20 protein-coding genes and 3 rRNA genes are annotated in these 22966 nt (G+C 66.8%); 13 read left to right on the top strand and 10 right to left on the bottom strand.

All coding sequences use genetic code 11. From position 1 onward, the window contains the following. The first annotated feature begins 122 nt into the window (after nt 1–122). The 3 genes from ABFX55_RS18245 (at nt 123) to rrf (ending at nt 5371) form a co-directional block, all read left to right on the top strand. A 16S ribosomal RNA gene (locus ABFX55_RS18245) occupies nt 123–1644 on the top strand. 359 nt (nt 1645–2003) lie between these two features. Continuing rightward, nucleotides 2004–5112, top strand: a 23S ribosomal RNA gene (locus ABFX55_RS18240). Nucleotides 5113–5254: 142 nt separating this feature from the next. Then, a 5S ribosomal RNA gene (gene rrf / locus ABFX55_RS18235) occupies nt 5255–5371 on the top strand. The 16S, 23S and 5S rRNA genes sit together here, the layout of an rRNA operon. A 69-nt stretch (nt 5372–5440) precedes the next feature. On the opposite strand, the gene ABFX55_RS18230 is transcribed toward rrf, so the two are convergent. Continuing rightward, nucleotides 5441–6181 (bottom strand): SAM-dependent methyltransferase, encoded by a 741-nt coding sequence (locus ABFX55_RS18230; protein WP_346122514.1) that lies wholly within the window; start codon nt 6179–6181, stop codon nt 5441–5443. Between the two features lie 218 nt (nt 6182–6399). Continuing rightward, nucleotides 6400–8253, bottom strand: a complete 1854-nt coding sequence (locus ABFX55_RS18225; protein ID WP_346122512.1) for a hypothetical protein — start codon at nt 8251–8253, stop codon at nt 6400–6402. On the opposite strand from ABFX55_RS18225, the gene ABFX55_RS18220 reads away from it, so the two are divergent. Then, nucleotides 8191–9474, top strand: a complete 1284-nt coding sequence (locus ABFX55_RS18220; RefSeq protein WP_346122510.1) for a hypothetical protein — start codon at nt 8191–8193, stop codon at nt 9472–9474. The genes ABFX55_RS18225 and ABFX55_RS18220 overlap by 63 nt on opposite strands. Nucleotides 9475–9563: 89 nt before the next feature. Here ABFX55_RS18220 and ABFX55_RS18215 read toward each other — a convergent pair whose 3' ends face one another. Next, a complete protein-coding gene (locus ABFX55_RS18215) occupies nt 9564–10490 on the bottom strand; it encodes an MBL fold metallo-hydrolase (RefSeq protein WP_346122508.1) in 927 nt (308 codons plus the stop codon). 132 nt (nt 10491–10622) lie between these two features. Here ABFX55_RS18215 and ABFX55_RS18210 point away from each other — a divergent pair, with 132 nt between their 5' ends. After that, complete coding sequence (locus ABFX55_RS18210) at nt 10623–11591, top strand: single-stranded DNA-binding protein (protein WP_346122506.1); 969 nt, start codon at nt 10623–10625, stop codon at nt 11589–11591. Between the two features lie 15 nt (nt 11592–11606). On the opposite strand, the gene ABFX55_RS18205 is transcribed toward ABFX55_RS18210, so the two are convergent. Continuing rightward, nucleotides 11607–12044 carry a GNAT family N-acetyltransferase gene (locus ABFX55_RS18205; RefSeq protein WP_346122504.1) on the bottom strand — a complete coding sequence of 146 codons (438 nt, stop codon included), beginning with the start codon at nt 12042–12044 and terminating at the stop codon, nt 11607–11609. Nucleotides 12045–12492: 448 nt separating this feature from the next. Further along, the gene (locus ABFX55_RS18200; protein WP_346122536.1) at nt 12493–14022 is read right to left on the bottom strand and encodes an FAD-dependent monooxygenase; all 1530 of its coding nucleotides are present in this window, start codon (nt 14020–14022) and stop codon (nt 12493–12495) included. Between the two features lie 82 nt (nt 14023–14104). Here ABFX55_RS18200 and ABFX55_RS18195 point away from each other — a divergent pair, with 82 nt between their 5' ends. Continuing rightward, on the top strand, nt 14105–14803 hold the full coding sequence (locus ABFX55_RS18195) for a TetR/AcrR family transcriptional regulator (protein WP_346122534.1): 699 nt from the start codon (nt 14105–14107) through the stop codon (nt 14801–14803). A gap of 175 nt (nt 14804–14978) precedes the next feature. Here the strand turns inward: ABFX55_RS18195 and ABFX55_RS18190 are convergent, their stop codons facing one another. Together ABFX55_RS18190 and ABFX55_RS18185 are read right to left on the bottom strand one after the other, a co-directional pair. Then, a complete protein-coding gene (locus tag ABFX55_RS18190) occupies nt 14979–15374 on the bottom strand; it encodes a RidA family protein (RefSeq protein WP_346122502.1) in 396 nt (131 codons plus the stop codon). A 185-nt stretch (nt 15375–15559) separates the two neighbouring features. Next, a complete protein-coding gene (locus ABFX55_RS18185; protein WP_346122500.1) occupies nt 15560–16036 on the bottom strand; it encodes a winged helix-turn-helix transcriptional regulator in 477 nt (158 codons plus the stop codon). 59 nt (nt 16037–16095) lie between these two features. On the opposite strand from ABFX55_RS18185, the gene ABFX55_RS18180 reads away from it, so the two are divergent. The 5 genes from ABFX55_RS18180 (at nt 16096) to ABFX55_RS18160 (ending at nt 18919) form a co-directional block, all read left to right on the top strand. After that, a complete protein-coding gene (locus ABFX55_RS18180) occupies nt 16096–16647 on the top strand; it encodes an SRPBCC family protein (RefSeq protein WP_346122499.1) in 552 nt (183 codons plus the stop codon). Then, nucleotides 16648–17382 (top strand): SDR family NAD(P)-dependent oxidoreductase, encoded by a 735-nt coding sequence (locus tag ABFX55_RS18175; RefSeq protein ID WP_346122497.1) that lies wholly within the window; start codon nt 16648–16650, stop codon nt 17380–17382. Between the two features lie 107 nt (nt 17383–17489). Beyond that, complete coding sequence (locus ABFX55_RS18170; RefSeq protein WP_346122495.1) at nt 17490–17843, top strand: VOC family protein; 354 nt, start codon at nt 17490–17492, stop codon at nt 17841–17843. A 196-nt stretch (nt 17844–18039) separates the two neighbouring features. After that, the gene (locus ABFX55_RS18165; RefSeq protein ID WP_346122493.1) at nt 18040–18390 is read left to right on the top strand and encodes a hypothetical protein; all 351 of its coding nucleotides are present in this window, start codon (nt 18040–18042) and stop codon (nt 18388–18390) included. Nucleotides 18391–18463: 73 nt separating this feature from the next. Then, nucleotides 18464–18919: a MerR family transcriptional regulator gene (locus ABFX55_RS18160; protein WP_346122491.1), complete on the top strand. Its 456-nt coding sequence runs from the start codon at nt 18464–18466 to the stop codon at nt 18917–18919. Between the two features lie 120 nt (nt 18920–19039). Here the strand turns inward: ABFX55_RS18160 and ABFX55_RS18155 are convergent, their stop codons facing one another. Next, on the bottom strand, nt 19040–19882 hold the full coding sequence (locus tag ABFX55_RS18155; protein WP_346122490.1) for an NAD(P)H-binding protein: 843 nt from the start codon (nt 19880–19882) through the stop codon (nt 19040–19042). A gap of 143 nt (nt 19883–20025) precedes the next feature. Here ABFX55_RS18155 and ABFX55_RS18150 point away from each other — a divergent pair, with 143 nt between their 5' ends. Continuing rightward, nucleotides 20026–20442: a MarR family transcriptional regulator gene (locus tag ABFX55_RS18150; RefSeq protein WP_346122488.1), complete on the top strand. Its 417-nt coding sequence runs from the start codon at nt 20026–20028 to the stop codon at nt 20440–20442. A gap of 203 nt (nt 20443–20645) precedes the next feature. Here ABFX55_RS18150 and ABFX55_RS18145 read toward each other — a convergent pair whose 3' ends face one another. Beyond that, nucleotides 20646–21962, bottom strand: a complete 1317-nt coding sequence (locus tag ABFX55_RS18145; RefSeq protein ID WP_346122486.1) for a DUF1015 family protein — start codon at nt 21960–21962, stop codon at nt 20646–20648. 119 nt (nt 21963–22081) lie between these two features. Here ABFX55_RS18145 and ABFX55_RS18140 point away from each other — a divergent pair, with 119 nt between their 5' ends. Then, nucleotides 22082–22516 (top strand): tetratricopeptide repeat protein, encoded by a 435-nt coding sequence (locus ABFX55_RS18140; RefSeq protein ID WP_346122484.1) that lies wholly within the window; start codon nt 22082–22084, stop codon nt 22514–22516. On the opposite strand, the gene ABFX55_RS18135 is transcribed toward ABFX55_RS18140, so the two are convergent. Further along, nucleotides 22513–22887 carry a TipAS antibiotic-recognition domain-containing protein gene (locus ABFX55_RS18135; protein ID WP_346122482.1) on the bottom strand — a complete coding sequence of 125 codons (375 nt, stop codon included), beginning with the start codon at nt 22885–22887 and terminating at the stop codon, nt 22513–22515. The two genes, ABFX55_RS18140 and ABFX55_RS18135, sit on opposite strands and share 4 nt — an antisense overlap. Nucleotides 22888–22966: the final 79 nt, after the last annotated feature.

The raw sequence follows: 22966 nt of genomic DNA, 5'->3' as shown, positions 1-22966 counted from the left end.
CGTCCGTTTCTTGAGAACTCAACAGTGTGTTAAAAGCCAGTGCATGATGCACAACCCCGTCCATTGGACGGATTCCTTTGGTTGGAACATTCATGTTTCAGCCGGGAGAAATTCTCAAACATTGTTTGGAGAGTTTGATCCTGGCTCAGGACGAACGCTGGCGGCGTGCTTAACACATGCAAGTCGAGCGGAAAGGCCCTTCGGGGTACTCGAGCGGCGAACGGGTGAGTAACACGTGAGCAACCTGCCCCTGACTCTGGGATAAGCCCGGGAAACTGGGTCTAATACCGGATACGACCGCCCCCGGCATCGGGTGGTGGTGGAAAGTTTTTTCGGTTGGGGATGGGCTCGCGGCCTATCAGCTTGTTGGTGGGGTAGTGGCCTACCAAGGCGACGACGGGTAGCCGGCCTGAGAGGGCGACCGGCCACACTGGGACTGAGACACGGCCCAGACTCCTACGGGAGGCAGCAGTGGGGAATATTGCGCAATGGGCGAAAGCCTGACGCAGCGACGCCGCGTGGGGGATGACGGCCTTCGGGTTGTAAACCTCTTTCAGCAGGGACGAAGTTGACGTGTACCTGCAGAAGAAGCGCCGGCTAACTACGTGCCAGCAGCCGCGGTAATACGTAGGGCGCAAGCGTTGTCCGGAATTATTGGGCGTAAAGAGCTCGTAGGTGGCTTGTCGCGTCTGCCGTGAAAGCTCGCAGCTTAACTGCGGGTCTGCGGTGGATACGGGCTGGCTAGAGGTAGGTAGGGGAGAACGGAATTCCTGGTGTAGCGGTGAAATGCGCAGATATCAGGAGGAACACCGGTGGCGAAGGCGGTTCTCTGGGCCTTACCTGACGCTGAGGAGCGAAAGCGTGGGGAGCGAACAGGATTAGATACCCTGGTAGTCCACGCTGTAAACGTTGGGCGCTAGGTGTGGGGATCTTCCACGATCTCCGTGCCGGAGCTAACGCATTAAGCGCCCCGCCTGGGGAGTACGGCCGCAAGGCTAAAACTCAAAGGAATTGACGGGGGCCCGCACAAGCGGCGGAGCATGTTGCTTAATTCGACGCAACGCGAAGAACCTTACCAAGGCTTGACATCGCCCGGAAAGCTGCAGAGATGTGGCCCTCTTCGGACTGGGTGACAGGTGGTGCATGGCTGTCGTCAGCTCGTGTCGTGAGATGTTGGGTTAAGTCCCGCAACGAGCGCAACCCTTGCTCCATGTTGCCAGCAGGCGCTTCGGCGTGCTGGGGACTCATGGGGGACTGCCGGGGTCAACTCGGAGGAAGGTGGGGATGACGTCAAGTCATCATGCCCCTTATGTCTTGGGCTGCAAACATGCTACAATGGCCGGTACAGAGGGTTGCGATACCGTGAGGTGGAGCGAATCCCTAAAAGCCGGTCTCAGTTCGGATTGGGGTCTGCAACTCGACCCCATGAAGTCGGAGTCGCTAGTAATCGCAGATCAGCAACGCTGCGGTGAATACGTTCCCGGGCCTTGTACACACCGCCCGTCACGTCACGAAAGTCGGCAACACCCGAAGCCCGTGGCCCAACCAGCTTGCTGGGGGGAGCGGTCGAAGGTGGGGCTGGCGATTGGGACGAAGTCGTAACAAGGTAGCCGTACCGGAAGGTGCGGCTGGATCACCTCCTTTCTAAGGAGCACCGACTGATCTTTGATCGGTCTACGTCGAGGTCATCAGCGAACGTCTGATGCTCGGCAGCTCATTAGTGGAGCACTGGCTACTCAACCAGGTTTGGTTGCCTGCGGGTTAGTACCGCCTTCTTCGGAGGGAGTGGGAACGGCCGTGAGGGGGCTTGGACTGGTTGGACACACTGTTGGGTCCTGAGGAAACGGACCGGATCGTAGGGGCCACCCGCTGCGGGTTTCGCATGGTGGCCTGATCCGTCTGTTCCACCTCATACAGGGCCAGCGAAGAACCATCATTGTGTGGTTTGGAGTTGGTTGCTGTTTGTTGTTTGAGATTTGCATAGTGGACGCGAGCATCTTTGTGGCCAAGTTTTTTAGGGCACACGGTGGATGCCTTGGCATCAGGAGCCGATGAAGGACGTGGGAGGCTGCGTTAAGCCTCGGGGAGTCGCCAACCAGACGTTGATCCGGGGATGTCCGAATGGGGAAACCTAGCACCAGTCATGTGGTGTTGCCTCCGCCTGAATGTATAGGGCGGTTGGTGGTAACGCGGGGAAGTGAAACATCTCAGTACCCGTAGGAAGAGAAAACAACAGTGATTCCGTGAGTAGTGGTGAGCGAAAGCGGATGAGGCTAAACCGGGCATGTGTGATAGCCGGCAGGCGTTGCATGTTCGGGGTCGTGGGACCCTCTGGTGGTTTCTGCCGAGACCACAAACAGTGAGAAATCGATGGGGTAGTTGAAAGCTCTGGGAAGGGCTGCCGTAGACCGTGAGAGCCGGGTAGGCGAAACCTTGTCGACTGTTTGAGGGGATCCCAAGTAGCACGGGGCCCGAGAAATCCTGTGTGAATCTGCCAGGACCACCTGGTAAGCCTAAATACTCCCTGATGACCGATAGTGCACTAGTACCGTGAGGGAAAGGTGAAAAGTGCCCCGGTGAGGGGTCGTGAAATAGTACCTGAAACCGTGTGCCTACAAGCCGTAGGAGCTTACATCAGCTTGCTGGTGTGTGATGTGACTGCGTGCCTTTTGAAGAATGAGCCTGCGAGTTATGGTGTGTGGCGAGGTTAACCCGTGTGGGGGAGCCGTAGCGAAAGCGAGTCTGAATAGGGCGTTTGAGTCGCATGCTGTAGACCCGAAGCGGAGTGATCTACGCATGGGCAGGTTGAAGCGAGGGTAAGACCTCGTGGAGGACCGAACCCACCAGGGTTGAAAACCTGGGGGATGACCTGTGTGTAGGGGTGAAAGGCCAATCAAACTCCGTGATAGCTGGTTCTCCCCGAAATGCATTTAGGTGCAGCGTCACGTGTTTCTTGCCGGAGGTAGAGCACTGGATGGCCGATGGGCCCGACAAGGTTACTGACGTCAGCCAAACTCCGAATGCCGGTAAGTGAGAGCGTGGCAGTGAGACTGCGGGGGATAAGCTCCGTAGTCGAGAGGGAAACAGCCCAGATCACCGACTAAGGCCCCTAAGCGTGTGCTAAGTGGGAAAGGATGTGGAGTCGCAGAGACAACCAGGAGGTTGGCTTAGAAGCAGCCACCCTTGAAAGAGTGCGTAATAGCTCACTGGTCAAGTGATTCCGCGCCGACAATGTAGCGGGGCTCAAGTACACCGCCGAAGTCGTGGCATTGACCCCCATGCGGGGTTGATGGGTAGGGGAGCGTCGTGCAGCCGGCGAAGCAGCAGAGTGATCTAGTTGTGGAGGCTGTGCGAGTGAGAATGCAGGCATGAGTAGCGAATGCAGGGTGAGAAACCCTGCCGCCGAATGACCAAGGGTTCCTGGGCCAGGCTAATCCGCCCAGGGTAAGTCGGGACCTAAGGCGAGGCCGACAGGCGTAGTCGATGGACAACGGGTTGATATTCCCGTACCCGCTTTAACACGCCCATATCGAACCTCGTGATGCTAAGAGTCCTTAAGCCCCGCAGCGTCCTTCGGGACAAGTGGTGAGGCTGAACGCTCGATCCGATCGGGTAGTAGGTAAGCGATGGGGTGACGCAGGAAGGTAGTCCAACCCAGGCGATGGTTGTTCCTGGGGTAAGCATGTAGGGAGCAGGGTAGGCAAATCCGCCCTGTACGTATCCTGAGATGTGATGCCGAGCCGATTGTGGCGAAGTGGATGATCCTATGCTGCCGAGAAAAGCCTCTAGCGAGTGTTGTGGCGGCCCGTACCCTAAACCGACTCAGGTGGTCAGGTAGAGAATACCAAGGCGATCGGGTGAACTGTGGTTAAGGAACTCGGCAAATTGCCCCCGTAACTTCGGGAGAAGGGGGACCTCTGCTGGTGACGAAACTAGCTTTCTGAGCTGGTGGGGGTCGCAGTGGCCAGGGGGAAGCGACTGTTTACTAAAAACACAGGTCCGTGCGAAGTCGTAAGACGATGTATACGGACTGACGCCTGCCCGGTGCCGGAACGTTAAGGGGACCGCTTAGCTGTGGCAACACAGCGAAGGTGAGAACTTAAGCGCCGGTAAACGGCGGTGGTAACTATAACCATCCTAAGGTAGCGAAATTCCTTGTCGGGTAAGTTCCGACCTGCACGAATGGCGTAACGACTTCCCCGCTGTCTCAACCGCAGACCCGGCGAAATTGCACTACGAGTAAAGATGCTCGTTACGCGCAGCAGGACGGAAAGACCCCGGGACCTTCACTACAGCTTGACATTGGCGTTTGGAACGTCTTGTGTAGGATAGGTGGGAGACTGTGAAGCTCGGACGCTAGTTCGGGTGGAGTCATTGGTGAAATACCACTCTGGTCGTTTTGAACGTCTAACTCTGGTCCGTGATCCGGATCGGGGACAGTGTCTGGTGGGTAGTTTAACTGGGGCGGTTGCCTCCTAAAGAGTAACGGAGGCGCCCAAAGGTTCCCTCAGCCTGGTTGGCAATCAGGTGTTGAGTGTAAGTGCACAAGGGAGCTTGACTGTGAGACTGACGGGTCGAGCAGGAGCGAAAGCTGGGACTAGTGATCCGGCGGTGGCATGTGGAAGCGCCGTCGCTCAACGGCTAAAAGGTACCCCGGGGATAACAGGCTGATCTTCCCCAAGAGTCCATATCGACGGGATGGTTTGGCACCTCGATGTCGGCTCGTCGCATCCTGGGGCTGGAGTAGGTCCCAAGGGTTGGGCTGTTCGCCCATTAAAGCGGTACGCGAGCTGGGTTTAGAACGTCGCGAGACAGTTCGGTCCCTATCCGCTGCGCGCGCAGGAGACTTGAAAGGGGCTGTCCCTAGTACGAGAGGACCGGGACGGACGAACCTCTGGTGTGCCAGTTGTACCGCCAGGTGCACGGCTGGTTGGCTACGTTCGGAAGGGATAACCGCTGAAAGCATCTAAGCGGGAAGCTCGCCTTGAGATGAGGTCTCCCACCACGTTGTGTGGGTAAGGCTCCCGGTAGACGACCGGGTTGATAGGCCGGAGGTGGAAGCACGGTAACGTGTGGAGCTGACCGGTACTAATAGGCCGAGGACTTGACCACAAAGCATAAGCTTTGGTTTCTGCAGCAGCTCTGTTACTCTTCGCCGGGTCCGGAGCAGCGCGAAACCAAAGGTCTTCTTGCCCGCGTCCACTATGCAATTCTGAAACAACAAGCACGTCTGTGCTTGACAGTTTCACAGGGTTGCGGCGGTTATAGCGCAGAGGAAACACCCGGTTACATTCCGAACCCGGAAGTTAAGCTCTGCAGCGCCGATGGTACTGCACTCGGGAGGGTGTGGGAGAGTAGGTCGCCGCCGCGCAATCTTCACAAAGGGCCACCCCTGTACCGGGGTGGCCCTTTTTGTTCTCCCACACGCCGTCGGCGTCCACTATGTCCTGTCCTGGGCCTTCGGGCGCAACACGAAGACGCCCCAGCCGAGGTGCTGCCTGCCGTACTCGAGGTGAGAGCGGCGGCTCTGGCGCAGGAAGTCGCGCAGAGCTGGGGCGTCTGCGTCGTCGGGGTTGGCCAGCAGCCAGTCGCTCAACGTCAGCCACTGACTGGCCATGTAGCGGTCCCAGCTGTCGGGGTTGGCCAGCACCATCTCCACCAGTTCGAACCCCGCCGCCTCGAAGCGGTCGTCGGTGCCGGCCAGCGAGGTGAAGCCCTCCAGCTCCTTCATTGCGGAGGCGGGCGGGTCGCTGATCCAGTAAGGCTCGCCGACCAGGGCCAGGCCGTCGGGGCGCAGCATCGGGCGCATCAGATCGAGGGTGCCTGTCAGCCCGCCGCCGATCCAGGTGGCGCCGATGCAGGAAACCAGGTCGAAGCGCTCCTCGGTCGTGTAGCCGCCCGCGTCGCCATGGACGAAGGTCAGGCGATCTGAGACGCCCAGCTCCGCCGCGCGCTCACGGGCGGCGGCGAGGAAGACCTCGCTGATGTCCACGCCGACGCCGGACAGGCCGTAGCGGGCCGACCAGCGGCTGAGCATCTCCGCCTTGCCGCAGGCGAGGTCGAGCTGGCGGGCGCCCTCTCTGATGCGGCAGATCTCGCCGAGCAGGTCGAGCTTGTCGTCGGTGATCGGATTGAGGATGCGGTGCCGGGATTCGGCGATCTCGTGGAAGCGCAGTGACATGGCCGCCATTGTCGGCTTGAAGGGCTCCCGGGGGCGAACGCTTTTCGCGGTGAGCCCTTGAGGCGCGGGGACATGCGAGGACTTGCTAGGCTGAAGGGGCCTGGCCACCCTCAACCACGGGTGGCCTTCGTCGCGTAAGACCCGAAGTGGGCAGCGATCAGCCACGGTGGACCGTCGCGTTGGAGCACGTGTCCGCTGAGTGAGCCAACGAAATGGACCTAGAAGTGAACAGAGACAACGGATCGGACGGCGAGGGCCGCCGCGAGCAGAGCGGCCAGGGCGGGGACACGCCCCGCGACGGGGAGAGGCGTTCGTACGGCGAGCGCGGGCAGGGACAGCCCCGCGGCGACCGGCCGTTCAGGTCCGGCGACCGGCCGCAGGGCGGCTCCCAGGGTCGCGATGAGCGCGGCGGCGGCTATCCGCGGCGCGATGACAGAGGCGGCTCGTCGCGCGACGACCGTCCTCGTGGTGGTTACCAGGGGCGTGACGACAGGGGTGGCTACCGGGGACGCGACGACCGTCCGCAGGGCGGCGGCTTCCGCGACCGCCCGCAGGGTGGCGGCTACCGGGGCCGTGATGACCGTCCCCAGGGCGGCGACCGTCCTCAGGGCGGTGGTTTCCGTGACCGTGCTCAGGGTGGCGGTTACCGTGGTCGTGATGACCGTCCGCAGGGTGGCGGCTACCGGGATCGTGACGATCGCGGTGGTGCTCCTCGTGGGGATGACAGGCCGCGTTCGTCCCGGCCGTTCCAGAACAGGGACGACCGAGGGTACGCCTCGCGCGAGGACCGTCCGCAGGGCGGCGGCTACCGGGGACGCGACGACCGCCCGCAGGGTGACCGTCCGCAGGGTGGCGGCTACCGCGGGCGTGATGACCGTCCGCAGGGTGGCGGCTACCGTGACCGTCCGCAGGGTGGCGGGTTCCGCGACAGGCCCCAGGGCGGTGGCGGTTTCCGTGATCGCGATGACCGCGCGCCCCGCAGTGACGATCGAGGTGGGTTCCGCGACCGTCCGCAGGGTGGCGGTGGGTACCGCGGTCGCGACGACCGTCCCCAGGGCGGTGGCGGCTACCGCGGTCGCGACGACCGTCCGCAGGGTGGTGGTTTCCGTGACAGGCCGCAGGGCGGTGGGTACGGTGACCGTCCCCAGGGCGGCGGGTACAGGGGCCGTGACGACCGTCCGCAGGGTGACCGCCAGAGCGGTGGATTCCGTGACAGGCCGCAGGGCGGCGGGTTCCGTGACCGTGACGACCGGGCGCCCCGCGACCGCGACGAGCGGCCTCGCGAGGGCTCTCGAGGCAACGACGAGAGGGGCGGCTTCCGCGACCGTCCTCAGGGCGGTGGCTTCCGTGACCGTCCCCAGGGTGGGGGCGGGTACAGGGGCCGTGACGACCGTCCGCAGGGCGGCGGCTTCCGCGACCGCCCGCAGGGTGGCGGCTACCGGGGCCGTGATGACCGTCCCCAGGGCGGCGACCGTCCTCAGGGCGGTGGTTTCCGTGACCGTGCTCAGGGTGGCGGTTACCGTGGTCGTGATGACCGTCCGCAGGGTGGCGGCTACCGGGATCGTGACGATCGCGGTGGTGCTCCTCGTGGGGATGACAGGCCGCGTTCGTCCCGGCCGTTCCAGAACAGGGACGACCGAGGGTACGCCTCGCGCGAGGACCGTCCGCAGGGCGGCGGCTACCGGGGACGCGACGACCGCCCGCAGGGTGACCGTCCCCAGGGTGGCGGGTTCCGTGACAGGCCGCAGGGCGGCGGGTTCCGTGACCGTGACGACCGTCCGCAGGGTGGTTTCCGCGGCCGCGAGGACCGGCCGTTCTCCCGTGACTCTCACGGGTCGGCGGATCGTCCCCCCGCGGCGTCCAGGGCCAGGTTCGGCAGGGAGGAGCGCGAGGAGGAGGCTCCCCGTCGCGAGCAGCTGCCCGACATTCCGCCGGACATCACGCTCGACGAGCTCGACAAGGACGTCCGTGACGAGCTGCGCTCGCTGCCGCTCGACCTCGCCGAGATCGTGGGGCGTCACCTTGTCGCCGCCGAGCGCGCGCTGGTCGAGGACGACACCGACAGGGCGCACGAGCACACCAAGGTCGCCCGCAGGTTCGCCGCCCGCATCGGCGTCGTCCGTGAGGCGGCGGGCATCGTCGCCTACCGCGCGGGGAACTTCTCCGAGGCGCTGAGCGATCTGCGCGCCGCGCGCAGGATGACGGGCTCCGACGCCTACCTGCCGATCATGGCCGACTGCGAGCGCGGGATGGGTCGTCCCGAGCGCGCCCTCGACCTGGTGCGCTCGCCGGAGGCCGAGCGCCTCGACAGGGCGGGACGCATCGAGCTGGCCATCGTCGAGTCCGGCGCCCGCCGCGACCTCGACCAGAAGGACGCCGCCGTCATCACCCTCCAGCGGCTGCCCGAACTGCGCGACACGAGCGCGCGTCCTTGGTCGGCCAGGCTTGCGTTCGCGTACGCCGACGCGCTCGCCGACGCGGGTCACCAGGACGCGGCGACGGACTGGTTCGCCAGGGCGATGGCCTTCGACGAGGACGGTGAGACGGACGCTGCCGAGCGGTACGCCGAGCTCACCGGCGCGGTGATCGAGGACATCGAAGAGGACTTCGAGGACGTCGACGAGGACGTCAAGGATGTCGAGGACACCGAGGATGTCGAGGACACCGAGGATGTCGAGGACACCGAGGATGTCGAGGACACCGAGGATGTCGAGGACACCGAGGATGTCGAGGGTGCCGATGAGGGCGCCAGGGGCATGCAGGCCGGCGACGAGGAGTTCGGCGACGTTCTCGATGACGAGGGCGATGCGCAGGATGGGGCGGCGGAGGCCAGGCAGCCTTCCGACGTGCTCGACGATGACGACGACGAGGACGAGGAGCCCTCGGCGGGTGAAGCCCCTTCCGTGGAGGTCTCCGGCTCGGAGGCAGCCGCTTCCTCCGTGGTCGACTTCGACGACGAGGAGGAGCTCGCGGAGATCGACTCCGACGAGGAGCCGGTCGACGAGGCTTCGGACGATGTAGACGACGTCGATGACGCTGATGAGTCGGACGGCGACGTCGAGGGCGTGGACGACGACTCCGACGACGACTTCGACGACCTGGAGGAGGACCTCGACAGAGAGCTCGCCGACTCCACGAAGGGATCGGCGACATCGACGGAGCCCAAGGCGGCCAAGGCACCGGCGGCATCGGGCGAGAGCGAGCCCGCGAAGACCGGCATCGGTCCCGCGTTCATCGAGCCCAACTTCGGTGACATCCTCGACGACCCCGAGGACTCCGAAGACAAGAAGTGATCGTGGGCTGCGCCGTACCGAAATCTTTTCGGTACGGCGCAGCCGTGCTCGCGGCGCGGATCATCCGTGCCGAGCCGTACCTCCTGGGGTTACGGGGAGACCTTGTTCAGCCAGTGAAGGATGCCCGCCACGTTGGACGGCGCCCCGCTGAGCAGTTCGAACTGCTCGGCCGTCTCGTCGTCGGACTTGAGAGCGGTGTACCGCTCGCGGGTGCGGTCGCGGACCATGGCGACGGCGTGGTCGAGGTCCATGCCCTCCTGGTGGGCCTGCTTGGTGAGATCCACCCAGACGCGTAGCTCTTCCGCGGAGCGCTCGAGAGTCTCCTGAACCGCACCGACGGGGCCGTAATGGCTGAAAAGGAGCCGCTGCGGGCCCAGGGACTGGAACAGGGCGATCGAGTCGAGGGCGGTCTGGAGGTCGAAGTCCGGCGGCGGGGTCGCGGGACGCAGGTCGCCCGTCTCCGGCAGGTAGACGCCTGCCGCGTCGCCGACGTACAGGTCGCCGGTGGCGGAGTCGACCAGGCCGACATGGTGCTTGGCATGGCCGGGGGAGTAGTGGCTGGACAGCGTCCGGCCGTTGCCCAGATCGATGGCGCCGGTGTCGCCCAGGGCGACGATGCGCTCCGACTCCGTGGGGGACAACTCCCCGAACAACGTGTCGAGCCGGTCACCCCACACCATTCGTGCGCTCGCCATGAGCCTGGACGGATCGGCCAGATGCCGAGCACCCTTCTCGTGCACCACGATCTGCGCCTGAGGAAAGAACCCCGCGATGTCTCCTACGCCGCCCGCGTGGTCGAGGTGGATGTGGGTGACGACGACGGTCGCCAGGTCGTCAGGGCCGACGCCGAGCGAGGCCAGGGCGTCGCGCACCACCGGCGCGGACGTCGACGTGCCGGTCTCGACCAGGCATGGCCGGTCTCCGAGGATGAGGTAGCCGGCCGTGATTCCGGCATACCCGGCCATCCGCGTGTCGATCTCATAGACGTCGCCGCCGAGCGCGGTGATGTTGTCCACAGCCACTCTCCCGAGCCGAACCGCTGTCCCCAGAACGGCATTCTGTCCGCTCCGGCCTTCCCCACATCGTAAAGAGTGGTCCCCCGACAAGCGCAGCCCCCGCGGGCCGCGCCGTTCCAGGAGGAGGATCACGTGGACCGCAACGACGTGACGCTGGTGGGGCGCCTGTCCGCCAGACCGGACGAGCGCGCCATGCCCAGCGGCGACACTCTGACCAAGTGGCGCATCATCGTCCGTCGCCGTCCTCTGGTACGGCGGGGCGGCTTCGTTGACACCATCCAGTGCGTCACGTTCGACGCCGAGGTGGCGGCCATGGTGAAGGCGATGCGGCCGCGAGATCCGATGAAGATCAGAGGGGCGCTGCGCTGCAGGATCTACGGCCCGCCCTCGGCGAAGAGCTGGCGATACGAGGTGGAAGTGCACTCGGTGGCCCTCGTGGCGATGGAACCATCGGCGGATCCTCCGGCCACCACGGAAGAGCTGACCGCCGAGGCCGCCCTCCCAGCCGCCTCAGTCCTCCTGACGACCCCAGCCCCCAAGCCCCGCACAGCGGCTGAGATCACACCCGAGACCCTTCCAGTGGTCGATGTGGCGTCCGAGCTTCGCGCAGGATTCGATGCGGCAGGCGAGCCAGGCTCAACCGAGCCCCATCCCACAGCGTCCAGCGCCGCACACCCTGCTGCTGACTTCGCCAAGACCCACCTCACAGGGCCCCGTCTGTCCGTGCCCTACCCGCCGCAGGCCCCAGGGAAGGGAATTCAGCCGGGGGCCGACCACACGCTCCCCACGTCGGCCGCCGCCTCCGCTCTGAACCCGCGGGTCCCGACGATGGGACCCACGATCGAGGCCGACGGTGCGCAGTCCGCTGCCACGACCGACCGTCTGGTGTCGACAGATGGAGCTTCCCCCGTGACCCTCCAGCCGGTCGACACGGCCGAAGCCGCCAGTCCAGAAGCCCGCAGGGCGACTCCGACGGCTGCTGGAGCCTCGCCCGGGACTCATCCTCAGGACACCGCCACTCCGGACAACCCTGCGAAGGCGCCGTCCGATCTGGCCGGCACCCCGCCGCGCCCGGTGGCATATCTCGCGTCCACGGGGTGAATGACGTGAATCACGTCACCTGGCGGGAGTGCCCGGCCGTCGCACCATGGAGACGTCGATGGGGTCAGCCTGCTCCACCGTGAACCCGTGGCGCTCGTACAGCCGCTGTGCGGCGCTGCCCTGCAGGACGATCAGTCGCACGGGGGCATCCTCGGCATCGGTCCGATCGAAGAGGCTGCGCAGCACGGCGGACCCGACCCCCCGACTCTGGAGCTCCGGAGCGAGGTAGAAGTGTTCGAGCCAGTGCCCGTCGTCGGCCGGTCGCAGGGTGACACAGCCTGCGAACGCGCCGCCGACCGTGATCACCGATGTGTGCTGCGACGAGAAGGCGTCCCGTAGCCGCTGCCGGACTCGATGCTCGTCGAACCGGCCCAGCCGCTCCAGATCGGGCCGCAGGACGGTCGCCCGCAGCTCCGCGATCGTCTCGATGTCTGAAATTTCCGCGGGCCGCATCGCCCAATCCAGGGGAGCGCCGGACTCTGGCCGGGACGCCTCCCGTTCCGGTCGGTGTCTCTCGTCTGCCACTGCGCCCGCATCCATAACCGAAATATCCTAACCAGCCGCTTTGTGGTGCCCGCCGACAGGACCATGCTCGTACGGGTGCCCGCTGACCCAAGATCCCTAAGGCTTCTCGTGAGGGCGGGCACCGCAATAGGCTCCATGCTCGCCTCTATCGAGCCAGCCGCTCCTCCTTGGACTTCTCATGAGGGCGGGGACCGCAGGGGGCTCCGTGCTCGCCTCTACCGACCCAGCCGCTCCTCCTTCGAGGAGTGCTGCTCCAACCGTCGGGATATGACCCGACGGCAGGCCGACCGCCTCGTCGCGCGGGCTGCGAACGCGTGATCATTGATGCGGCGGGTCCTCATCCGCACGGCAGTGTGGGTCGGGAGATGCTGCGGTCTCAGCCCGGGCTGAACCAGCGGGTGAGGGCCGCCTTCAGACCGTCGGGGTCCGCGCCTGCCCAGGCGACGTAGCCGTCGGGTCGGATGAGCAACGCGGGTGCTGGGGCGTCGTCGGCGGTCGCGGGCACGCGGCGTACCCGGTCGTTCCAGGGCTCTGCGGTGGTGGCGAGGTCGTTTCCGCCGGTGAGGTCAAGAAGCAGGGGGCGGGCGTCCCGCAGGAGCTCAGCGAGACGATGTGTGCGTCCGTCGTCGGTGGTCAGGTCGATGGGCGGCACGAACCAGCCGGTGGGCGCGGCGAGGTCTTCCTCGCCCATGTCGTAGCGGACGTCGGCGCCCGCTGTCAGGGCGGCGATCATGTGCATGTTCTCGGTGCGGTCGAGGAGTTCCGCGAAGAGCCGGCGTAGCGCGGTGACATCGCCTCCGGGTGCCGTCAGAGCGGTCGCGGCCTGGGTATGCATGAGCACGCGTTCGCCGCTCGCGTGGCGTTCGGTCTCGTAGCTGTCCAGTAGGTCTTCAGGGGCCCACCCCTGCAGTGTGGCGGCGAGCTTCCAGGCCAGGTTGGCCGCGTCCTGCAGCGCCAGATTCAGCGTCGGCCCGTGGCTTACCTGTGCGGCGTCCCCGGCGATGAAGACCCGACCGTCGCGGTAGCGGTCAGCGAGCCGGGAGTTCCGGCCGCACAGGCGGCGAAGCATGGTGGGCGCGCCCTCGGGCGGCGGAGCCAGGGGCAGGCGCACTCCGAGGACCCGTTCGATGCTCTCCTCCATCTCGGCCAGCGTCATCGGCGTACCCGGTCCAGGGAAGCTGCCTGCCGGGTGATCTTCCCATTCGGCCGTGTTGACCAGCGGCCGCTCAGGATCGTGCGCGAGGAGCGTGAAAAGGCCCCGCTCGGTACGGTGGAACACCGCCGGGATCTCGCCGAGGCCATCGATCACGACACGTCCACCCGGCGCGAGACGGAAGCGGTCGCTCGGCCCGATCAGGGCCGTCCGGTCGACGACGTTGTCGTCGCTGACGCCGGGGAAGGCGATTCCTGCCTGCTTGCGGACCAGGCTGTGGCCGCCGTCGCAGCCGACGAGGTATCGGGTCGTGAATGTCGTCTCGACTCCGTCCGAACCGCGTGCCACGACGTCGACCTGTTCCTCGCTCTGGCTGAAGGACAGCACGTCCCAGCCTCGTCGGACATCCGCGCCGAGTTCTGCCGCGCGCTCGTTGAGCACACGTTCAAGATCGCGCTGGTTGACCGGCAGGAGATACATCGGGTTCTCCTTGCCGAGCACGTGCAGCGGCAGCGGCATCCCGCCGAAGAAGAACCCAGGTGCGGGCACCGGTGCTCCTTGGCCCCCGCAGCGTTCGAAGAGGCCACGGTGGTCCAGCAGCCGCACGACCTGGCCTGCGAGGCCGTGTGCCTTGTCTGCCAGGTCTGGTTCCGGCCGTCGTTCCAACACCAGAGGCCGGACTCCCGCGAGGCGGAGCTCGCAGGCGAGGAAGAGGCCGGAGGGTCCACCGCCGACGATGATGACGTCGAACATCACTGACGACTCCTTAGGGTACGCCGCTGTATCTAACGGTGGACACCGTAAGCTGCCGGGATAAGATACGCAAGTGGATCGTATGGATGGGCGGATCGCGGGTGAGCGCGGGGCGGATGGGGCGCAGGCGGCGGAACGTCGTGCCGACGGCGGCACGACCCGCGACAGCGGCGCATCCCGTCGACGCGGTTCAAAACTCGAGGACGCGATCCTCGACGCCGCATGGGAGGTGCTGGTCGAGCATGGATATCACGGCTTCACCTACGAAGCGGTCGCCGCCCGCGCCGGCACGAGTCGTCCTGTGCTCTACCGGCGCTGGCCGCGGCGCGACGACCTGCTGCTGGCCACTCTCACCAAGTTCTGGCAGCCGATCGCGGTGCCAGACACCGGCAGCCTCCGCGAGGACGCCATCGGCTTCCTGCGCAACGCCGACGCTGACCGCGCAGGCATGATCACGTTGATGAGCGTGCAGCTGGTGGACTACTTCCGCGACACCGGTACCAGCCTCAGCGAGCTACGCGACACCCTCCTCCCGCCGGGCCAGGCGACCGCCTTCGAGACGATCGTCGCCCGCGCGGTCGAGCGTGGCGAGCTGCCCGACGTGCCGCGTGCGTCCCGCGTGGTGAACCTGCCGTTGGACCTGTTGCGCCACGACATGTTCATGACGATGCGCCCGGTGTCGGGCGAGTCGATCGTCGAGATCGTGGACGAGGTGTGGCTCCCGCTGCTGGGGGTGCCTGGGGCTCCGTCCGCGTCGCCGGCTCCTGCGCCACCGGCCTGACCTTCGTCTGCGACCCGGCCCGCCGGGTGTCGCCGTCCGTCTCGTCAAGCGGGCCGAGCATTCCGGCACCGCCTCCCAGGCCGAGCATTCCGGCGCCTCCCGCGCCAAGACGGTTCACTTCTGCGCCCTGGAAGTCGGCGACGACCTCGGCGCGATCGACCACGCTGACCTGGGCTCAGTCGAGTACCGCGATCGCGTCGACCTCGATCAGGTAGCCGGGGGCGGCCAGCGTCTCCACGCCGAGCAGGGCGTCGGTGGGCTTGTGGTCGCCGAACAGCTCGACCCTGGCCGCCTCGATGACGGGCAGGTACTCCCTGCGGTGTCCCACCACGTAGATCGTGATTCTGGTGACCTGGTCCGGACGGGCGCCCGCGGCGGCAAGGGCGCGCCCGAGATTGGCGAACACCTGCCGGGCCTGGGCTGCCAGATCGCCGGGAGCCACCAGGTCGCCGTTGCGGTCGTCGGACATCTGGCCGGCGATGAACGCCATCCGGCCGCCGGTCGCGACGATGACGTGGCTGTAGGTCTCCGGGTTGTCCAGATCTTCGGGTTGGATGATCTCGAGAGCCATCTCTGCGCGTCCTTTCGTGGGATGCCGCCGGAACACGGCAGAAGCCGGCCGCGGTGGCACTGGATGTTCGCACCTGCCCGCCATGACCTGCTGGTGAAGAAGGGCAGAAGCCGGCCGCGGGGCTCTGGATGTTCGCCTGTGCCCGACATGGCCTGCTGGAAGGAAACCGTTGCATCGTGGCAGGGTCAGGCCTGCCGTGGTGGGCGTTCGGCGGGCACGCCGGGCCCGATCGTGGCCTGGATCTCGGCCGGGTCGTCCACGCGCCCGCAGTGGGCGCACACCGTCTGCTGAATGACTCCGGTGCCGCACACCGCATGCGTGTAGAGGATCGGCGGCTCCCCGTCGGTCGCCCACCGGTCACCCCACTCGGAGAGCGCGACCAGCGCGGGCGCGAGCGCACGCCCCTTGTCGGTCACCAGGTACTCATGCAGTTCGGGCTGCTCGGAGTACCTGTGGCGCGTCATGATCCCGGCCGAGACGAAGCCGTCGAGCCGGGCCTTGAGGATGTTGGTCGCGATACCCAGGTTGCGCTGGAAGTCGCTGAAGCGGGTCGCCCCCGCGAACAGGGCGTCACGAATGATCAGCGGGCTCCAGCGCTCGCCGATCACCTCCAGCGAGCGTGCGATCGAACACTCCTGCGACTCGTAGGTCTTCCCCAGCATGCATCCGATCCTACAGAAGGCGCTTGCATCATGAAAGCGCCTCGGTTACGGTGACTTGCATGATGCAAGCAGATCAGGACTTCACCACCACCTTCTCGGTGGACCGGACTCCCCAGGAAGCCTTCGAAGCCATCACCGACGTCCGCGGCTGGTGGTCGCAAGAGGTCGAGGGCGTCACCGACCAGGTCGGCGGCGAGTTCGACTACCACTACAAGGACGTCCACCGCTGCAGGGTCCGCGTCACCGAACTCGTGCCCGGCCGGAAGGTCGCATGGCGCGTGCTGGACAACTACTTCAACTTCATCGACGACCAGGCTGAATGGAAGGACACCGAGGTCGTCTTCGAAATCTTGGAGAAGGAGGGCGGCGCCGAGATCCACTTCACCCACGTCGGCCTGGTCCCGCAGTACGAGTGCTACGACGTGTGCACCAACGCGTGGGGCGGCTACATCAGCGGCAGCTTGCGGGACCTGATCAACACGGGAACGGGCCAGCCGAACCCCAAAGAGAACGGGAACGCCCCGGAACACCAGCACGCCGCCACCGTGCAGCGCGCCAAGCGCTCACCGCGGGCCACCGACCTGGCCGCCACCGAGTCGACCGGCGTCTGAATGACCGCGACCACAGGCAAGATCGTCCTGATCACCGGCGCCAACCGAGGTATCGGGCGGGCGCTGCTGGAGGAGGCCCTGCGCAGGGGCGCCCGGCAGGTGTACGCAGGCACCCGCGAAAGCTTCACCCATTCCGACGAACGGGTCACGCCCCTGCTCCTGGACGTGACCGACGCGGCACAGACCGAGCAGGCCGCCCAGACGGTCCCCTCGCTCGACACTCTCGTCAACAACGCCGGCATGGCGCTCTACGACGATCTCAACGACCGTGCTGTGCTCGAACGCCACCTCGCAGTCAACCTCTTCGGCGTCCACGGCGTGACACAGGCGTTCCTGCCCCTGCTGGCCCGTTCGCGAGGCGCCATCGTCAACAACCTGTCCGTGGCGTCCTTCGCTCCGCTGCCGATCGTCCCGGCCTACTCGATCTCGAAGGCGGCCGCGTTCTCCCTGACGCAGTCGCAGCGGGCGCTCCTCGCCGATCTGGGAGTCAGGGTCCACGCCGTCTTCACCGGCCCGACCGACACCGAGATGTCGCGCGGACTCGACGCGCCGAAGGCCTCGCCGGAGTCGGTCGCCCGAGCCATCTTCGACGGCGTGGAGAACCAGGAGGAAGACATCTTCCCCGACTCCATGTCGCAGACCATGGCCGCCGGTTGGCAGAGGAGTCCGGCCAAGGCGCTGGAGCGCGAGTACGCCGCCGTCGCGGCAGCCGAGCGCGGCAAGTCCTACGCGTGAATCATCGGTACGCGAGCCGGGGGGAGAAGGCGTCGGACATCCCGATGAAGCGCTGAAGCGACTCTCCAGCCGAACAGCCATGCGCATACGACGAAAGGAGATCTCCAATGATCACTCTGAAAGCCGGCAGCATCCTTCTCGGCACCACCCAGCCCGCGGAGCTGCGTGACTGGTACCGCAGGGCGCTGGCACCAGGACATGAGGGTGAAGGGCCGATCGATCTCGGCGGCCTCCTGCTGGTCATCGACCAGCGCGACGACGTCGGCGCGAAGAACGACGAGCCGGGCCGAATGATCCTCAACTTCCACGTCGACGACTTCGACGCCGTCGAGGCGCAGCTGCGGGCGGCGGGCGTGGACTGGCTCGTTCCCGTCGCGGATCGCCCCTCCGGCCGCTTCGGGACGTTCGCAGACCCTGACGGGAACTACCTCCAGATCATCCAGTTCAAGAAGGACGCGTAAGTCCAGGGGGCCGCAGCCTCTGAACTGCGTCTTCCTGCGACTGGGCGGCGGCGGAAGTCGATCTTTCTGTTGGCCTGCGCGCTGGTCCGAGTCGCCGAAGACGCCGAGTCGGCCTCCGGGGAGGATCGGTCCGAATTGTGGCGCTACGGCTTGAGGGCTTGCATTCGGTACCTGGGTACAGGTTTACCGTCGAGGTATGACACAGAACATCGCCTTTGGCCAGGAATGGGTGCCCTCGGCGTGCACACTGCCCACCGCCGAGCAGCCGCTGCGGGTGGCCGAGTTCGACGCGTTGTTCGCCGACACGGTGCAGTCCCTGGCGCGGCCTGAGCGCACGCGGTTGCGGCTGGAGCTCGCGTTCAGCCCGGAGCACGCGGCGCGGGCCGCCGAACTGACGGCGCGGGAGAACGGCTGCTGCTCGTTCTTCACCTTCACCCTGACCATCGCCGACGGCAGTCTGACGCTGGAAGTGGCGGTGCCGCAGGAGCAGGTCGAGGTGCTGGACGCGCTGCAGGCCCGCGCAGGCGCGGCGTCGGCGTCGATGTGAACAGGCCGGCCGAGCAGGTGGCGGCCTTCGAGGGCGGCAGTGCGGGTGCGGGCAGCGCGGCGAGGTGGTCGGCGTGAGACAGGACGTCGACGGGCCGTACCTGCGTAGCGGGCAGGTGGCCGAGCGGGCCGGGGTCAACCTCCAGACGCTGCGCTACTACGAACGCCGTGGACTGATCGCCGAACCTGCGCGCAGCCCCGGCGGGCATCGCGCCTACCCGCCCGAGACCGTCACCCTGCTGACGGTGATCAAAGCCGCCCAGCGGCTCGGCTTCACTCTGGAGGAGGTGGCTGAGCTGATCGACACCGGCCGGCGTGGCCATCCCACCCCGGATCTGCGCGCCCGCGCCCAGGACAAGATCGCCGAGGTGGACGCGAGGATCGCCGACCTGACCACCATCCGGCAAGCGCTGACCCAGGTGGTCAGCGCCGGCTGCGACAGCCTGACCCACTGCACCTGCCCTGACTGTCCGCTGCCTTTTGCCGACCTCGCGCCACGGCCGCGTCCCGGTGAAGAGCCGATCGTGTGAGCGCCGACCACGGCCACCGCGCACCTGCCGCCGTTCCCCTCACCACCCGCGCGCGGTTGCGGTGGGCAGGCTGCCGGCTCGCCGGAGGGGAGTGGTCGTGAAGCCGGGTGCGTCCTTCCGCTATGGAAGGAAGGCGCCGGCGTTCTCGTCGGCCCATTCGGCGAAGGTCAGGGCAGGGCGGCCGAGGAGGTGCCGCACCGTGTCCGTGGAAGGGCCCGGCTGCCTCGCGTAGTCGGCCAGCGAGCCGAGCAGCCGGTCGGGCACGTCCTCGGGAAGTCCCTGGGCGAGCATGCCCTGCCTGACCTGCTCCGGCGGGAGTTCCTGGAAGGACAGTTCGCGTCCGATGGCCTGCCCGAGGAGGTGGACCTTGTCCCGCTGGGTGAGCGACTCGGGGCCGCTGATGACGTACGCGCGTTCCGCGTGGTCATCGCCCACCAGAGCCCGTACGGCCACCGCGGCGATGTCGCGCGGGTGGACGGGAGACGTGGCCGCTTCGGGGTAGGCGCCGCGCACGACACCGGCCGCGCGGATCTGCGGCGCCCAGGCGAGGGCATTGGAGGCGAAGTCCGTGCAGCGCAGGAAGGTCCATCGCAGTCCCGAGGCCGTGGCGGCCTCCTCGACCGCCCTGAAGTGGTCGGAGAAGCGGGGGTACCCGGCGGGGTGCTCCACGGTGGCGGCCGACAGGACCACCACCCTGCGCACGCCACGCTCGGCGGCGAGCGACAGCAGGTCGGCGGTGGCGTTCCCGACGGCGCGCGGGCTGAGGAGAACGGCGTCGACGCCGTCGAGCGCAGTCTCCAGGGTGTGTGGTCGAGACGGGTCCCCGTTCACCACGAAGACCCTTTCGGGCAGGTTCGCCGCGGACGGGTCGCGGGTGACGGCCGCGACCTTCACGCCCTCCCTCGACAGCAGGCCGACCGCCTCGCGTCCCACCACTCCTGTCGCGCCGGTAACCAAGATCATGGCTGACCCCTTCGTCCGCTGCCGATAGCCTGTCATGCGCAAGCCATACAATATGAGGAACATATCATATGAATTCCGTACGATCTGATGACGGGGAAGTCGCACGGCGACGGCGGCGGTTGAACGCGGCGATCAGAGACTCGATGCGGGAGCTGAGCCTTCAGCTCTCCCTGCTCGACCACCAGGTGGGCGGACGCCTCGAACTGAAGGACGTCGACGTCGACTGCCTCGATCTGGTCAACAGGTACGGCCCGCTCAGCCCCAGCGCTCTGGCCAAGCGGGCAGGGCTGCATCCGGCGACGTTGACGGGCATCCTCGACCGGCTCGAACGAGGGGGCTGGGTGGCTCGTGAACGCGACCCTTCGGACCGCCGAGCCGTCCTGGTCCGAGCGCTGCGCGAGCGGAACGCCGAACTGCTGGGGCTCTACGCGGGGATGAACGCGTCGCTGGAGGAGATCTGCGAGGGGTACGGGGCGGCCGAGCTCGAGGTGGTCGCCGACTTCCTCCACCGCATGGCGCACGCGGGCCGCGTCGCCACCGAGGAGCTGGCGGGGGGCTGACCGAGAGTCCGAGATCACCGAGCTGAGCGAGGGGCCGAGATCACCGAGAGGCCGGGGGCTGGACCGAGCGCCGAGTCACGCGGCGCCGGCGGTCTGCGGCGAGCGAAGACAGCCCCCCGCCCTGGCGCCGCGTGACGTGGCCAGCGTGAAGGGCTGCCCTCGATGCCGGACCGCTCGACGTGTATCCGACGGGCGGACGCAGGCTAGACGAAGGTGCGCAGGACCAGGCCGGTGCGGGGTTTGGGGCCGAAGGAGGTGGACTTGCGGGGCACGCGTTCCCCCTCAGCCGCCACCGCCAGCACGTCCTCCACCGCCAACGGCCTCAGAATCACCGCCGTCCCGCCCGTGCGCGCCGCCAGCCGTACGGCCGCCCTGGGGTCGTGGTGCACGATGCGGACGTTCTGCTCGTCGTCCTGCATGCCCCACACCTTGGGCAGCACGAACTCGGTCAGCACCGAGGTGTTGAGCGCGTTCCACCGCGCCGACCTGTCCGTGGGCATGGCGTGGGCCAGTTGCAGCGGGTCGGGGTCGGTGAGGAGGTGGCTCCTGCCGCCGTCCTCTCCCGCCAGCAGGAAGGCGGGCTCGGCGGTGGTCTCCAGCGCCTCAAGACCCGCCTCCAGCGAGTCGAAGTCGCGCACCTGCCACGAGCCCTTCGCCCTGGTGGCGGCCTCGGACACGGGCAGTGACGGCAGGACCCGATGGATCGCCTTGAGGTCGGGCGGATAGGCGGTGGAGTCGACCAGGAGGCTGAGACCGAAGTCCCACGGCCCGCCGGATCCTCGGGTGGCGTGCTCCTTGCGCTGCAGCACCCGGTAGGTGGCGTAGCGGTGGTGGCCGTCGGCGATCAGCGCCTGCCTGTGGCGCAGGTCGGCGTTGATGAGCTCGATCTCGGCAGGGTCGGTGACGGCCCACAGGCGGTGCCGTACGCCGTCGCCTGTGACGGCCTCCACCAGCGGGGGGCGCGTGGCCGCGACGGTGCCGACCAGGCGGGTGGCGGGGCCGTCGCCGCCGTCGTACAGCAGGAAGATGGGCTCCAGGTTCGCCTGTGTCGTGCTCATCAGGGAGAGGCGGTCGGCGACCGGGCCCGGCATGACGTTCTCGTGCGGCAGGATGACGCGCTGTTCGGGAGCGGCCAGGCCGACGTCGCCGATGAGGCCGCGCTGGAGCACACCTGGACCGGTCTGCTCGTAGACGTAGAGCGCGGGCTCGGCGTCGCGGATCAGCACACCCGACTCCAGCCAGGCGCGCAGGGTGTCTCTCGCCTGGCCGTACGGCGCGGCGGGCGCGACCCCGGAGACTGGCGCGACCTCGGGAACCGACGGGATGCCGGTGCCCGGGCGCGGAAGGATGAGACGGACCACGTTGTTGGGGTGGGCGTCCAGGAGATCCTGGACGTCACTCTCGGAGATCAGGTCGTACGGAGGGGAGGTCACCTCGGCGGGATCGTCGACAGTGAAACGGACGCCACGGAACGGGCGTAGCACCAGCCCGTCCGGCACCGGCAGTTCAGGACTCGCCATACCGGGCATGCTCCCATAAAGGCCTGAATCACCCAGGAACTGCTTCAAGGACGCAGCGGTGCCCGGTTCATCAGGGAATCGGTCGGATCTGTCGTCTGTCGATTGAGGAGGCCTCACACATGACCCAAGGGAAAAACGACCCCGAAGATTCCCCCGCCCCTGGTCAGGGGGCTCCCGCCGGGGACGTGTACGACTGGTACCAGCGCGGGATAGGGCTGCTCAAGGACGGCAGCCCTGCCGCGGCGGCGGCGCTGCTCGAGCGGGCGGCCGAGGCCGAGCCCGACTCGCGCAGCATCAGGGAGGCGCTGGCCAGGGCTCAGTTCAACTCCAGACAGTACGAGCAGGCTGCCTGCACCTTCCGCTGGATCGTCGACGCCAACCCGGCCGAGGACTACGCCTATTTCGGGCTCGGGCTGGCGCTGTGGCGGACGGGTGACATGGAGGCGGCCCAGGAGCCGCTGGCCATCGCGGCGGCCATGCGGCCCGACGAGCGTCACTACGTGTCGGCGTTGAGGAGCGTGCGCGCGACCCTGCGCGCCAGGCGGCAGGCCTAACGCGCGGCGTTGGCCAGAATGGCGTCGCGCAGGTAGAGGGCCAGCCCCGGCGCCGCCCTGTCGATGGTGGCGGTGAAGCGGGGGTCGGCCACGTACATCTCACCGAGTCCCCTGTGGATCTCCGAACCGCACTCGTAGAACCAGCGCGTGATGTGCAGGCGGTGCTCCTCGGCCAGATCCATGGCCTCGGGGCTGGAAGCGGCCACCCCCGAGGCCATCAGCGCCGCCAGCCCGGCGGAGATCTCGCCCGACTCGGCCGTGCACCGCCGCCAGTCCTCCTCGCTGTAGGAGGAGGTCCTGCGCTGGGACTCGGCCCACGCGTCGGTCCCGCCCCAGCGCTCGGCCGCCTCCTCGGCGTACGGATTGTCCATGACGTTTCTCACCTTTCGTCGCGTGATGGGTAGCTCCAGACAGGACGCTAAAGTCTCACGCGGCGTGAGAGTCAAACGG

This window comes from Nonomuraea roseola, from assembly GCF_039535395.1.
GTDB classification, from domain to species: domain Bacteria; phylum Actinomycetota; class Actinomycetes; order Streptosporangiales; family Streptosporangiaceae; genus Nonomuraea; species Nonomuraea roseola.
The sequence above is the reverse complement of the archived record's forward strand: the minus strand, read 5'-3'. Positions and strand labels throughout refer to the sequence as shown.